Origin of the sequence: Micromonospora sp. BL1 (assembly GCF_003667485.1) — a bacterium.
In the GTDB taxonomy this organism is placed as follows: domain Bacteria; phylum Actinomycetota; class Actinomycetes; order Mycobacteriales; family Micromonosporaceae; genus Micromonospora; species Micromonospora tulbaghiae.
On sequence record NZ_RCVK01000349.1, the window covers coordinates 1 to 13,224 of the forward strand.

14 protein-coding genes are annotated in these 13,224 nt (G+C 74.6%); 6 read left to right on the forward strand and 8 right to left on the reverse strand.

The window, feature by feature from the left end; all coding sequences use genetic code 11:
- Positions 1–159: 159 nt before the first annotated feature.
- The 3 genes from EAD96_RS26170 to EAD96_RS26180 all read right to left on the reverse strand — a co-directional run bounded on the left by EAD96_RS26170 (position 160) and on the right by EAD96_RS26180 (position 4,993).
- Positions 160–1,095, reverse strand: a complete 936-nt coding sequence (locus tag EAD96_RS26170; protein WP_121686136.1) for a serine hydrolase — start codon at positions 1,093–1,095, stop codon at positions 160–162.
- An 86-nt stretch (positions 1,096–1,181) separates the two neighbouring features.
- Positions 1,182–3,383 (reverse strand): ATP-dependent DNA helicase RecG, encoded by a 2,202-nt coding sequence (gene recG, locus EAD96_RS26175; RefSeq protein ID WP_121686137.1) that lies wholly within the window; start codon positions 3,381–3,383, stop codon positions 1,182–1,184.
- Positions 3,380–4,993, reverse strand: coding sequence for a DAK2 domain-containing protein (locus EAD96_RS26180; RefSeq protein ID WP_121686138.1), 1,614 nt, complete (start codon positions 4,991–4,993; stop codon positions 3,380–3,382). The genes recG and EAD96_RS26180 overlap by 4 nt, the downstream gene beginning before the upstream one ends.
- Positions 4,994–5,203: 210 nt before the next feature.
- On the opposite strand from EAD96_RS26180, the gene rpmB reads away from it, so the two are divergent.
- Both rpmB and EAD96_RS26190 read left to right on the forward strand, forming a co-directional pair.
- Positions 5,204–5,395, forward strand: a complete 192-nt coding sequence (gene rpmB, locus EAD96_RS26185; RefSeq protein ID WP_013284551.1) for a 50S ribosomal protein L28 — start codon at positions 5,204–5,206, stop codon at positions 5,393–5,395.
- Between the two features lie 209 nt (positions 5,396–5,604).
- Entirely contained in the window at positions 5,605–6,861 is a 1,257-nt protein-coding gene (locus EAD96_RS26190; RefSeq protein ID WP_121686139.1) for an ATP-grasp domain-containing protein, read from the forward strand.
- Here the strand turns inward: EAD96_RS26190 and EAD96_RS26195 are convergent.
- Together EAD96_RS26195 and EAD96_RS26200 are read right to left on the reverse strand one after the other, a co-directional pair.
- Positions 6,858–7,325, reverse strand: coding sequence for a GNAT family N-acetyltransferase (locus EAD96_RS26195; RefSeq protein ID WP_121686140.1), 468 nt, complete (start codon positions 7,323–7,325; stop codon positions 6,858–6,860). The two genes, EAD96_RS26190 and EAD96_RS26195, sit on opposite strands and share 4 nt — an antisense overlap.
- A 126-nt stretch (positions 7,326–7,451) precedes the next feature.
- Entirely contained in the window at positions 7,452–8,402 is a 951-nt protein-coding gene (locus tag EAD96_RS26200; protein WP_121686141.1) for a thiamine-phosphate kinase, read from the reverse strand.
- Between the two features lie 163 nt (positions 8,403–8,565).
- Between EAD96_RS26200 and EAD96_RS26205 the strand changes: the two genes are divergently transcribed.
- The gene (locus tag EAD96_RS26205) at positions 8,566–8,799 is read left to right on the forward strand and encodes an Lrp/AsnC ligand binding domain-containing protein (RefSeq protein ID WP_013284547.1); all 234 of its coding nucleotides are present in this window, start codon (positions 8,566–8,568) and stop codon (positions 8,797–8,799) included.
- On the forward strand, positions 8,800–9,387 hold the full coding sequence (locus EAD96_RS26210; protein ID WP_120571206.1) for a DUF3515 domain-containing protein: 588 nt from the start codon (positions 8,800–8,802) through the stop codon (positions 9,385–9,387).
- A gap of 39 nt (positions 9,388–9,426) precedes the next feature.
- Here the strand turns inward: EAD96_RS26210 and EAD96_RS26215 are convergent, their stop codons facing one another.
- Together EAD96_RS26215 and EAD96_RS26220 are read right to left on the reverse strand one after the other, a co-directional pair.
- A complete protein-coding gene (locus tag EAD96_RS26215; RefSeq protein ID WP_091420221.1) occupies positions 9,427–10,530 on the reverse strand; it encodes a D-alanine--D-alanine ligase family protein in 1,104 nt (367 codons plus the stop codon).
- A gap of 166 nt (positions 10,531–10,696) precedes the next feature.
- Positions 10,697–10,921, reverse strand: a complete 225-nt coding sequence (locus EAD96_RS26220) for a hypothetical protein (RefSeq protein ID WP_120571208.1) — start codon at positions 10,919–10,921, stop codon at positions 10,697–10,699.
- Positions 10,922–11,156: 235 nt separating this feature from the next.
- Between EAD96_RS26220 and EAD96_RS26225 the strand changes: the two genes are divergently transcribed.
- Together EAD96_RS26225 and EAD96_RS26230 are read left to right on the forward strand one after the other, a co-directional pair.
- Positions 11,157–12,002: a helix-turn-helix transcriptional regulator gene (locus tag EAD96_RS26225; protein ID WP_013474343.1), complete on the forward strand. Its 846-nt coding sequence runs from the start codon at positions 11,157–11,159 to the stop codon at positions 12,000–12,002.
- Between the two features lie 4 nt (positions 12,003–12,006).
- Positions 12,007–12,207, forward strand: coding sequence for a DUF397 domain-containing protein (locus tag EAD96_RS26230; protein ID WP_121686142.1), 201 nt, complete (start codon positions 12,007–12,009; stop codon positions 12,205–12,207).
- A 22-nt stretch (positions 12,208–12,229) separates the two neighbouring features.
- Here the strand turns inward: EAD96_RS26230 and EAD96_RS26235 are convergent.
- On the reverse strand, positions 12,230–13,224 hold a 995-nt coding region (locus EAD96_RS26235; RefSeq protein WP_121686143.1), incomplete at its 5' end, for an ROK family protein.

The following is a 13,224-nucleotide window of genomic DNA, read 5'->3' on the forward strand; positions in this document are numbered from 1 at the left end:
AGTCGGGCAGCCAGGCGGCGAACGCCTTGTAGCCGCCGTTGTCCCCCGAGTGGTGCACCGCCCGCCGCCCGGCCAGCGGCCCGACGAAGAACCCGTAGCCGTACGCCTCACCCGACCACCCGGTCGGCGCGCCCTCGCCGTGCGTGCGACGCGGGCGGATCAGACCGCGTCGAGCACCGATGTGACAGCGGCCGGGTTCACCTCGGCCTGGTTGGCCAGCAGGACGAGCCGCTCGTCCGAGTCGGGCAGCCAGGCGGCGAACGCCTTGTAGCCGCCGTTGTCCCCCGAGTGGTGCACCGCCCGCCGCCCGGCCAGCGGCCCGACGAAGAACCCGTAGCCGTACGCCTCATCCGGCCGCCCGGTCGGTGCGTGCGGTGCGGTCAGCGCCGTCACCGAGGCCGGGGCGAGCAGCCGGCCCCGGCGCGGTACGTCCAGCCAGGTCATCAGGTCCGCAGCGGTGCACCAGACGTCACCCGCGCCCATGCTCACGGTCGCCAGGTCCCAGGACGGCACCGGACGGCCGCCCTCGTGCCCGACCGCCAGGTCCGGCCGGCCGTCGCCCGCACCGGCGAAGCTGCCAGTCATGCCCAGCGGCGCGAAGACCTCCTCGGCGAGGAACGCGGCGTACGGCCGGTCGGCCGCCCGCTCGACGGTCCGGGCCAGCAGCACGTAACCGGGGCTGCTGTAGTGCCACCCGGATCCGGGCGGGAACAGCGGCGGCAGCGCCGCGAACCGGTCCAGCAGCTCGTCCGGCTCGGCCGGCCCGTGCAGGTCGATCGCCGGGTACTCCTCCCAGTGGCCCAGGCCGGAGGTGTGGGTGAGCAGGTGGTGCAGCGTCATGCCGGACCATTCGGGCGGCGGCGTGCCGGGCAGCCACCGGGTGACGGGGTCGGTCAGCCGCAGCACGCCGCGCTCGGCGAGCAGCAGCACCGCCACGGCTGCCATCTGCTTGCTGATCGACGCGATCTGGAACCGGGTCGCCGCGGTGCACGGCCGGCCGGACGTCTCGTCGGCCGCTCCGACCGCCCGGTCCACAAGCAGTTCGTCGCCCCGGGCCAGCAGCAGCACACCGCGTTCGAGGAATGGTGTCGACATCTGCGCGAGCCTAGGCACGCGACGCGCGCGCCGCAGTCCCGCGGACTCCCACCAGCGCGGTCACCGGGCCCGCCGACCGCCGGGCGTCAGCCCTTCTCCAGGTATTCGGCGCGCTCCTCGTCGACCAGCGCGGCGACCGACGCCGCCAGCGCCGGATGCCGGGAAAGATCCGGGTCTTCCTCGACCAGTTCGATCGCCTCGGCCCGCGCGTCGCGGATCAGCTCCGTGTCCCGCAGCAACGACAGCAGCCGCAGGTGCGAGCGCCGGCCGGACTGGGTCGCGCCCAGCACGTCGCCCTCCCGGCGCTGCTCCAGGTCGAGTTCGGCGAGCTTGAAGCCGTCGGTGGTGGAGGCGACCGCGTCCAGCCGCTCCCGCGCGGACGAGCCCTCGGCCGCCTCGGTGACCAGCAGGCACAGACCGGCGGCCGAGCCCCGGCCCACCCGGCCGCGCAACTGGTGCAGCTGGGAGACGCCGAACCGGTCGGCGTCCAGCACGATCATCACCGTCGCGTTCGGCACGTTCACGCCGACCTCGACCACTGTGGTCGCGACCAGCACGTCCAGCTCGCCGTCGGCGTACGCGCGCATCACCGCGTCCTTCTCGTCCGCCGGCAGCCGCCCGTGCAGCACCCCGATCCGCAGCCCGTGCAGCGGCCCCTCGGCGAGCAGCGGGGCCACCTCGGTCACGGCCAGCGGCGGGCGCCGCCCGTTGTCGTCCTCCCGCGGCGGTTCCTCGTCCGACACCGGGCCCTCGCCGATCCGCGGGCACACCACGTACGCCTGGTGGCCCTTCGCGACCTCCTCGCGCAGCCGGCGCCAGGCCCGGTCCAGGAACGCCGGCTTCTCGGCGGCCGGGACCACGTGCGACGCGATCGGCGAGCGGCCCTGCGGAAGCTGGGACAGCGTGGACGTCTCCAGGTCGCCGTAGACGGTCATGGCCACGGTGCGCGGGATCGGGGTGGCGGTCATCACCAGCACGTGCGGCGGCTGCTCGGCCTTGGCGCGCAGCGCGTCGCGCTGCTCCACGCCGAAACGGTGCTGCTCGTCCACCACCACCAGGCCGAGGTCGTGGAAGTCGACGCCCTCGTAGAGCAGGGCGTGCGTGCCGAGCACGATGCCGGCGCGGCCCTCGGCCACCTCGGTCAGTGCCCGGCGCCGGGCCGCCGCGCCGAGCGAGCCGGTGACCAGCTCCACCCGCGTGGCGTCCTCGGCGGCGCCCAGCTCACCGGCCCGGCCGAGTGGGCCGAGCAGGTCGAGGATGCCCCGGTGGTGCTGGGCGGCGAGCACCTCGGTCGGGGCCAGCAGCGCGGCCTGCCCACCGGCGTCGACCACCTGGAGCATGGCGCGCAGCGCCACCACCGTCTTGCCGGAACCCACCTCGCCCTGGAGCAGCCGGTGCATCGGGTGCGCCCGGGCCAGGTCGGCGGCGATCTCCCGCCCGACGACCTGCTGGCCGGAGGTCAGCTCGTACGGCAGCCGGGCGTCGAACGCGTCCAGCAGGCCGCCCGCCTTCGCCGGCCGGGCCCGCCCCGGCGACGCCGCCGCCCGGTGCTTGCGCTGCACCAGCGTGAGCTGCACCGCGAACGCCTCGTCCCACTTCAGCCGGCGGCGGGCCCGGTAGAGCGCCTCCTTGCTGGTCGGACGGTGGATCTCGCGAAGCGCGGTGCCGATGTCGATGAGGTTGCGGGTGGCCCGCACGGTGGCCGGCAGCGGATCCTCCGGCGGGGTGAACGTGTCGAGCACGACGCGGACGCAGCGGGCGATCACCCAGGTCGGCACCGCCGCCGCGGCCGGGTAGACCGGGATCAGCGCCCCGGCGAACTCCTCGACCTCCTCGTTGGCCGCCGCCTCACCCTCGCCGCCCTCGCCGAGCAGGACGTACTCCGGGCCGTTGAGCTGGCGCTTCCCGCGGAACTCGGTCACCTTGCCGGCGAACAGCCCCCACCGGCCGGGCCGCAGCTCCCGTTCCCGCCACGCCTGGTTGCCGAAGAACGTGCAGGTGAGCACGCCGCCGGAGCCGTCGCCGACGGTGACCTCCAGCAGGTTGCCGCGCCGCTGACGCATCGGGCGGACCGCGGTGCGCTGCACCTGGGCCAGCACGGTGACCTGCTCCCCCACGTCGAGCGAGCGGATGTCGGTGTGCTCGCCGCGCTCGTCGTACCGGCGCGGGAAGTGGTAGATCAGGTCGCCCGCGGTGTGCAGGTCGAGATGCCCGGCCAGCGCCTTCGCCGTGCGCTCGCCGACCAGCTTCTTCAGCGGCGTGTCCACGGTGGCCGCCTCGCTCGTCATTCGACCCCCACCAGGAGCGGATAGTGCGGCTGCCCGCCCTCGTACGCCTGCACCTCGACGAACGGCCAGGCCCTCTCGACGTGCGCGCGGACCCGGTCGGCCAGCCCGGCCGGCGCGTCCGCGCCGCAGAGCAACGTGACCAGTTCGCCGCCGCCGCCGAGCATCCGGTCCACCACGGCGGTGCAGGTGTCGACCAGATCCTGCCCGATCAGGTGCACCTCGCCCTCGACCAGGGCCAGCACGTCACCCGGGCGGGCCGGACCGGCGACGGTGAGAGCCTCCCGGGCGGCGTGGCAGACCTCGGCGTACCGGCAGGCGCCGGCCGCCTCGGCCATCGCGATCACGTCGTCCTCGAAGCGCCGCTTCGGATCGCGTACGGCCAGCGCCGCGAGCGCCTGCACCGGCGAGCGGGTGGGCACCACGCTCACCTTGATGCCGAGCCCGTGCGCCTCCTTGGCCGCCGCGCTCGCCACCGACTGGGTGTTCGGGTCGTTCGGCAGCACCACCACCCGGGCGGCGCCGGTGGCCCGGATCGCGTCGAGCAGCTCACCGGTGGACGGGTTGGCCGGCACCACCACCGCGCCCTCGGCGGCGAACAGCTCCGCGATGCCCGCACCGGTCGCCACCACCACGGCGGCCCGCCCCTCGGGCAGCGGCACCTGCGGCCCCGGCGCCGGGGCGACCTGGTCGGCGAAGCGGGTCACGCTGATCCGGTGCGGCCGGCCGGCGACCACGCCCGCCTCGACCGCCGCCCCGATGTCGTTGACATGGACGTGCACGTTCCAGGTGCCGGCGCCGTCGCCGACGATCGCCAGGGAGTCGCCGAGCGCGTCCAGCTCGGCGCGCAGCCGGGTCACCGCCTCGTCGGTGGCGTCGAGCAGGTACTGCACCTCGTAGGCGTACGCGTCGGAGCCGCTCTCCCGCACCGCGGTCGCCGGCACGCGGCGGGCGGGTGGCGCGGGCGCCGGCTGGGCCGGGCTCTCCCCGGTGACCACCTCGACCAGCGCGTCGAGCAGCAGGCACAGGCCGCGCCCGCCGGCGTCGACCACGCCCGCGCGGGCCAGCTCCGGCAGCTGCTCGGGGGTACGCGCCAGCGCGTGCGCCGCCGCCTCGGACGCGGCCCGGGCCACGGCGCGCAGGTCGTCGCTGTCCGCCCGGCGGGCCGCGTGCGCCGCGGCGGCGACCACGCTCAGCAACGTGCCCTCGACCGGCCGGGCCACAGCGGCGTAGGCGGCGGCGGTGGCGTCGGCCAGGGCGTCGGCGAGCTGCCGCCCGCGCACGGCGGGCGCGGCGGCGAGCGTGTCGGCGAGACCGCGCAGGATCTGCGAGAGGATCACGCCGGAGTTGCCGCGCGCCCCGAGCAGCGCGCCCCGGGCCATCAGCCGCAGCGCGTGCCCGTGCGGGGTGTGCCCGTCGTCGGGGAGCGTGCCGAGGTCCATGGCCAGGGCCTGCTGGGCCGAGGTGAGTGTGAGGACCAGGTTGGTGCCGGTGTCGCCGTCGGGCACCGGGTAGACGTTCAGCTCGTCGATCTCGCCCTGGTGGGCCCGGAGGGCGGTCAGCCCGCTCGCGCACCAGCGGCGTACCGCTGCGGCGTCGAGGGTCTCCAGCACGTCGGGAAGCCTACTGGCGTACACCGACACGCGCCGGGGTCGTCCGCCGCGTGTCTGCCCCGGCCGACGGCCCGGCGGGGACGCCGGTACGCTGGGTGGGCTCGCGAAAGGGCCGGTTGGGCGTACCGACTGTCATCGGGTAACCTGACCAGGTTGCCCGGGCAGCGCCTGGCGGCGACCTCATGAACGTTTCAATCCCAGGAGTATCCCGTGGCTAGCGTGTGCGACGTCTGTGGCAAGGGGCCGGGCTTCGGCCACAACGTGTCCCACTCGCACCGGCGGACCAACCGCCGCTGGAACCCGAACATCCAGTCGGTGCGTACCCCGGCCGGTGGTGGCACCACCAAGAAGTTGCAGGTCTGCACCTCGTGCATCAAGGCCGGCAAGGTCACCCGCGCCTGACGCGGTAGCGCCACCGGAACATCGTCGGTCGCCGGCGGATCCCTTCGGGGTCCGCCGGCTTCTGTCGTGTCCGGCGACCCGGGGCGTTGTATCCACCGACCCGCCCCCGCACCCCTGACCGACCGTACGGCGACCGACGCGATCCGGCCGGTTAGGGTGCTGCTGCGCCGGCCGTCCGGTTCCGGCGCGAGCCGTGGGGAGGGTGACCGGTGGACCTCGATCTGGGTCGCGAGCAACTGGTGGTGGTGGGCGCGTCGTTCGGCTCGCTGAGCTGGTTCGACCAGGAACTGCCGCCCGGCAGCGTGGTGCTGGTCGAGGAACCGGACGTGATCGCCCGCCGCGACCTGGCCCGGTTCGCCGATCGGCTGCCGATGATCGGGCGCCTCGTCGCGGCCGAGTACCAGACCGGCTTCGACCCGGACGCCCTGCTCGCCCGCGAGCCCGGCCTCGCCGACGCCCGGCTGGTCCTGCCCGGCCTGGAGTACGCGGTCGGCGCCACCGCCCGGCTCGCCGAGCGCCTCGGCCTGCCCGGCGCCGGGGTGGAGGCCGCCGACGTCTTCTCCGACAAGCACCGGATGCGGCTGCTCGCCGACCGGATCGGGCTGGCCAACCCCGCGTACGAGCTGGTCGACGACCCGGCGCGGGCGGTGGGGTTCGCGCAGGCGCACGGCGGCCGGTGCGTGCTCAAGCCCACCCGCCGCTCGGGTAGCCTGGGCGTACAACTGATCACCGACGCGGCCGAGGTGCCGGCCCGCTGGGCGGCGAGCGCCGCCCCGCCCGACCCGGCCGAGGCCACCGAGCGCGGTCTGCCCACCGGCGTGCTGGTCGAGGAACTGCTCGTCGGCTCCGAGCACAGCGTGGAGCTGCTGGTCGCCGACGGCGAGGTGGTCTTCGCCAACGTCACCGACAAGCGGATCGCCGGAGGCCGCTACCCGGTCGAGACCGGCCACACGGTGCCGTCCGCGCTGCCCGCCGCCGCGCACGACGCGCTGCGCTCCGCCGCGGTACGCCTCGCCGAGGCGGCCGGCTTCCGCAGCGGCATGCTGCACAGCGAGTGGATCCTCGCCGACGACGTGCCGACGCTGGTGGAGTGCGCGGCCCGGATGCCCGGCGACATGATCACCGCGCTCATCTCGATCGCCTACGAGCGGGACGTCATCGAGGCGTACCTGCGGATCCTGCGCGGCGAACGGCCGGCGCTGCCGGCGCGGGCGACCGGCGCGGCGGCCATCGAGTTCCTGATCGCGCCGCCCGGCCGGGTCACCGCCGTGGACGGCAGACGCGACGCGCTGCGCGTGCCGGGCGTGCTCGACGTGCAGGTGGAGACGAAGGTCGGGCAGACCGTGCCGGAGCTGCTCTCCTCGGCGCACCGCAGCGGGCACCTGATGGCCTGGGGCGCGACCCCGGACGAGGCCGCGGACGCCGCCCGCCGCGCCGCGAGCCAGATCCGCATCACCGTCGGCTAGAGGATGCGGCCGTACGACAGGCAGCCCGGGGCGTCCTTGTAGAAGCCGAAGTTCGGGATCCGCTCGTAGCCCGCCGAGGTGTACATGGCGATCGCCTCGGGCTGCTTGTCGCCGCACTCCAGCACGATCCGCTTGCGGCCGTGGTCGCGGGCGGACCGCTCGACCGCGGCGAGCACCGAGCGGGCCACGCCCCGGCCCCGCGCCGCCGGGTCGGTGTACATCCGCTTCAGCTCGGCCGTGTCGCCGTCCTCGCCGTGGCTGCGCCAGCCGCCGCAGCCCACCGGCCGCCCGTCCAGGTAGGCGACGAGGAACGCGCCGTCCGGCGGGGTGAACTCGGCCGCGTCGACCGGGGTCTCGTCGCCGCTGCCGCCGTACCGGGCGCCGAGGTCGGCCAGCGCCGCCCGGATCAGCGCCTGCGACTCGGGCGCGTCGAAGCGCCGCTCCCGGATCTCGATCTCGCTCACCGTGCCAGGTTACGACCGCCGCCGGCCCCGGCCCGGCCCGGCGGCCCGGGGTCGGACGCAGATCACTCCGGCCCCGCCACTGCGCCCGGCTGTGCCGGCTGTTCCGCCGTCCGCCGACTGTGCCGGCTACTCCGCCGTCCGGCGGAAGTGGTCCCAGCCGCGCGGGCCGCTGTAGGCGGCGCCGTCGACGGTGACCCCGGCGCCGGCCGCCACCCGCCCGACCGGCCGCCAGCCGTCGGGAAGCGCGGCGTCCGCCGGGAACGTCGCCGCCAGCGCATGGTCCTCGCCGCCGGCCAGGATCCAGGTGTACGGGTCGACGCCGAGCGCCTGCGCCGCGTCCCGCATCTGCCGGGGCACCTCGAACGCCTCACGGCTCAGGTCGATCGCCACGCCGCTGGCGGTCGCCACGTGCCCGAGGTCGGCCAGCAGCCCGTCCGACACGTCGATCATGGCGGTGGCCCCGGCCGCAGCGGCGGCGGGTCCGGCGGCGTACGGCACCTCGGGGCGGCGAAACGCCTCGACCAGCAGCCGGGGCGTGCGGAAACCCCGGGACAGCACTGTGTAGCCGGCCGCCGACCAGCCGGTGCGCCCGGCCAGCGCCACCACGTCGCCGGGGCGGGCGCCGGAGCGGACCACCGGGGCGCGGCCGGCCAGGTCGCCGAGCGCCGTCACCGCGACGGTGAGCGTCGGGCTGCCGGACATGTCCCCGCCGACCACGCTCGCGCCGACGAGCGCCGCCTCCGCGCCCAGCCCGTCGGCCAGTTCCTCGGCCCAGGCCGGGTCCAGCTCGGCCGGCATGCAGAGCGCGACGAGCAGCGCGGTCGGGGTGGCGCCCATGGCGGCGATGTCCGCGAGGTTCGCCGCCGCCGCCCGGTGTCCCACGTCCCGCGCCGACGACCAGTCCCGGCGGAAGTGCCGGCCCTCCACCAGCACGTCGGTCGAGGCGACCACCCGCCGGTCCGGCGCCGCCACCACCGCGCCGTCGTCGCCGGGGCCGAGCAGGCAGTTCTGTCCCTGCGCCAGCCGGGCGGTCACCCGGTCGATCAGGCCGAACTCGCCGACATCAGTGACAGTCATTCCGTCCCCTCGCTCCGCTGCGTCGTTCCGCACGTCCCACCCCTGTCCGTACCGGCGTGTGCTCGCTCACCGCGTCCGACCGGCAACCGATAGGGATCACGGCCGCTCAGTACGGTAGTTTCACCCTTCGGGTCGCCCGGAGGCGACGGACGGAGGTCGAGTCGTGGTACAGGCGTACATCCTCATCCAGACCGAGGTCGGCCGGGCGCGTGACGTGGCCGGTCTGATCGCGGACCTGGCCGGCGTGGTACGGGTCGACGCCGTCACCGGGCCGTACGACGTGGTGGTGCTCACCGAGGCGAACACCGTCGACGAGCTCGGCAAACTCATCGTCAGCAAGGTGCAGATGGTGCCCGGCATCACCCGCACCCTCACGTGTTCGGTGGTGCGGCTGTAAGTGGACGAGAAGGACACCTCCCCCCGCCGGGACGGCGCCACCCGCCGTGCCGCGCTCTGGGCGACGCTCGTCGCGGTGCCGGTGACCCTGGCGGTGGCCGGGTTCACGTTCGCCAAGCTGGCCCCGGAGTCGCCGGACGCCGAGCCGAGCGCGTCGGCGAGCCCCCGGACGCAGTCCAGCGCGCCGGTCGAGATGCCCGCACCGGCGCTGGCCGAGCGCCCGACCATCCTCTGCCGCGCCCTGATGTCGCAGCTCCCGGACAGCGTGCGTGACCTGGCGCAGCGCCCGGTGACCGCGGGCCCGGAGCAGAACGCCGCGTACGGCGACCCGGCGCTGACGGTGGCCTGCGGCGGCAGCCCGGCGCAGTTCCCGCCCACCGACGAGGTGTGGACGGTCAACAAGGTCTGCTGGCACGCGGCCGAGGAGGCCGACGCCACGATCCTGACCACCGTCGACCGGGAGACCCCGATCCGGGTCCGCGTGCCGAAGTCGTACGAGCCGCCGCTGCAGTGGGTGACCTCGATCTCCGACACGATCGTCAGCTCGGTCCCCTCGGCGAAGCAGGCCCCCTCGGGCTGCTCCGCCTGACGCCCGCCGGCTCAACGGCCGGCGCGGCGGTGCAGGCGGTCAGCGGCCGGCGCGGCGGTGCAGGGCGGTACGGATCAACCGGTTGACCAGCTTCGGGTACTCCAGCCCGCTGGCCGACCACATCCGCGGGAACATCGACGTCGGGGTGAAGCCCGGCATCGTGTTGATCTCGTTGAGGTAGACGTCCATCTGCGGGGTCACGAAGAAGTCGACCCGGGCCAGGCCGGAGCAGTCGAGCGCGGTGAACGCACGGGTGGCGTAGTCGCGCACCTGCCGGGCCACCGGCTCGGGCAGGTCGGCCGGTACGTCGTACTCGCAGACCTCGTCGGCGAAGATGTACTTGGCCTCGAAGTCGTACCAGTCGCGGTCGCCGATCATGCGCACCTCGGCGAGCACCGAGGCCTCCGGCGCGCCACCGGCCTCGCCCTCCAGCACGCCGCACTCGATCTCGCGGCCGACCACCGCGCCTTCGACGAGCACCTTGCTGTCGATCTCGCGCGCGGTGACGAGCGCGGCGTCCAGGTCGGCCCAGTCGTCGACCTTGGTGATGCCGAACGAGGAGCCGGCCCGGGACGGCTTGACGAAGACGGGCAGCCCGAGGCGCTCCTTGTCCTCCTCGCTCAGCGACATCCCGGCGCGCAGCACCGCGTACGGGCCGACCGGGATGCCCTCGGCGGCGCAGAGCTTCTTGGTGAACTCCTTGTCCATGGCCGCGGCGGAGGCGAAGACGTTCGCGCCGACGTAGGGGATGTCGGCCATCTCCAGCATGCCCTGGATGGTGCCGTCCTCGCCGTACGCGCCGTGCAGCACCGGGAAGACCACGTCCACGTCGGCGAGTGCGACCGGCCCCTGGGCCGGGTCGAGCACCATCAGACCGCCGACGGCGGGGTCGGCGCGCAGCACCAGTTCGGCGCCGGAGCCGGCGGTGATCTCGGGGAGCTTGCGGTCGGCGATGGCGAGCCCGCTCGGGTCACCGCTGGCGAGCACCCACTGGCCCTGCCGGGTGATGCCGACCGGGACCACCTCGAACTCGTCCGGGTCGAGCGCGGCCAGCACGCTGCCGGCGCTGACGCAGGAGATGCCGTGTTCGGGGCTGCGGCCGCCGAAGACGATCGCCACGCGGGTCTTGCCTGGGGTGGTCATGGTCACCTCATCGTTCGCGACTGCGGCTGGCCGTGCTCGCCGGTGGCGCTCACCCGAATGACCTTACTGTGCGTTGCCGCAAGCGGTGGTCGTTACCCGGGGAGACGCGGAGTCGCGTGGCAAACGGTCAAGGTGACATCTACGGGGAGTAACGGAACGGTGTGTCTCAGAAGACCGGGTGCCGGGGCCGGCGGCCGACCGCGATGACCTTCACGCGTTGCCGGCCGGCCCGCACCATGCCCAGCGCCATGAACGCGCCGGCGATCCGGTCGGCGGCCTCCCGGCTGCTCGCGCCGACCACCTGGCGGCGGCGTTCCGGGCTGGTCCGTTCGTCACGCCGGGTGCCGTCCGGTGGACGCACGTCGGTCAGGACCACCAGGAACCTGGTCACCGCGGAACCCCTCCCCGTCTCGTGGACCGGCAGGGGCACGCGGCGGTCGGATCGTGGGGGAGTGAAGAATCCGACCACCGCGCGCCCCATCCCCTCCGGTCGCTCACCATCACCGTCGCCACGACAACCGATGGTGAGGACGCCGTCACACATTGACAGGTTCACCGGCGTGAATGCAACTCTCATCGACTTTCTCTCATGCCCGCTTTCCCGCGGGATGTGCGACCATCGATGCATGGCGCCGAAGACCGCCCGGGCCCGACGGCTCGGCATCGCCCTGCGGACCCACCGGGAGGCCGCCGGCCTCACCCTGGAGGCCGCGGCCGACGAGATCAACAGCACCCGGAGCACGTTGTCCCGCTACGAGAACGCGCAGACGCTCGTCAGTCCCGCCACCGTGCGCGCGCTGCTGACCAGCTACGGCGTGGGCCCGGCGGACATCGCCGCGGCGGTGCAGCTGGCGAAGGACGCCCGCAAGCCGGGCTGGTGGGTGTCCTATTCGTACCTGCTGGACCAGCGCACCATCGACTTCATCGCGTTGGAGGCCGAGGCCACCGGCATCGCGAACTTCGAGCCGTCGGTGGTGCCCGGCCTGCTCCAGACCGCCGACTACATCCGCGGGGTGATGCGCGGCGGGCCGCACACGCTCACCGACGAGCAGGTGGAGCAGCGGGTCCAGCTACGGCTGGACCGCCAGCAGCGGCTCTCCGGCGCCGAGCCGCCGATCCTCGACGCGATCATCGACGAGGGCGCGCTGCTGCGCCCGGTCGGTGACCGCTCGGTCATGTCCGGCCAGCTCCAGCACCTGCTGAAGATGGCCGAGCTGCCGAACGTCACGGTGCAGGTGATCCCGCTGGCCGCCGGCTACCACCGGGGCACCCGGGGATCGCTGCACATCCTGGAGTTCGCCGACCCGGAGGACCCGATCATCGCCTCGGTGGAGACGGTCGCCGGGCAGATGGTCCTCGACCGGCCGGGTGACCTGCGGACCTGCGCCAAGATCATGGAGCACCTGCGGACCGTGGCGCTGAGCCCGGCGGCCAGTCGGGACCAGCTCCTCCGCCTGCTGAACGAGAGGTGACCAGATGAACGGCACGAACCGCACGAACCCCACACCGGCCCGCTGGCGCAAGAGCAGCCACAGCGGCGACGAGGGCGCGTGCGTGGAGATGGCGCCGCTGCCCGGCGCGGTGGCGGTCCGCGACTCCAAGGACCCGGCCGGCCCGGTGCTGGTGTTCCCGCCGCAGGCGTGGGCCGCGTTCACCGCGGCGCCGCCGCACGCCTGAGCGGCCCGTCAGCGGGCGGCGATCAGCCGAGTGGGGCGGCGGCGGTGACGATGCCGCGTACCGCCTCCAGCGCCGCGATGGCCACCCCGCGCGCCCCGGCCATGTCCCGGTCCGGCACCAGCGCGAAGGTGGCCACCGCCCGCTGCTCCTCCCGGAGCACCGTGTGCTCGGCGACGGCGGCGAGGAACCAGTCCCGGAACTCCGGCGCCGCCTCCACCACACCCCCGCCGACGAAGTACGCGTGCGGGTCGGTGAAGTTGGCCGCGATGGTGAACAGCCGGCCCAGCGCCTTGGCCTGCTGGGTGAACACCAGGCGGGCCAGCGGGTCGCCGCGTTCGCCGTAGCCGCGCAGCAGCTTCGCCGCCCGGTCCGGCTCCTCCGCCGCGAGCGGGTGCTCCGGGTGCCGGGCCAGCCAGTACGGCAGCAGGTTGCGCCGGATCGCGGTGAGCGAGGCGACGCTCTCCGCGTCCCCGGTGAAGCCGCAGGCGCAGACCGGCGCCGCCTGGTCCGGCTCGACCAGGCCGTCCAGCGGGATGTGCACGTGCCCGAACTCGCCGGCCATGCCGGCCGCGCCGCCGATCACCCGACCGGACTCCACCACTCCCCCGCCGAGCCCGGTGCCGACGATCGCGGACACCGACGACCGGGCCATCGCCTCGGCGCCGAAGTGCACGTGGTGGGCGTAGAGCGCGGCGGCGTTGCCGTCGTTGGCGTAGACCACCGGCAGGCCCAGCCGCCGCTCCAGCGCGGTGCGCACGTCGAAGCCCCGCCAGGCGGGCTGGGAGAAGTTCGTCGAGCCGCGGGACGAGATGACGCCGGTGGCGCTGGCCGGGCCGGGCGTGTCCAGCCCGACCGCGCGGACCAGGTCACGCGGCACGCCGGTGTGGGCCAGGACGCCGTCGAACGCCCGCGCCAGCGCCTCCACCGCCGCCTCCGGGCCGTCGCCGACCTCGCTCGGGATCTCCAGCAGCCCGTCCACAAGGAACCGGCCGTCGACTGTGAGCACCGTGGCGTTGT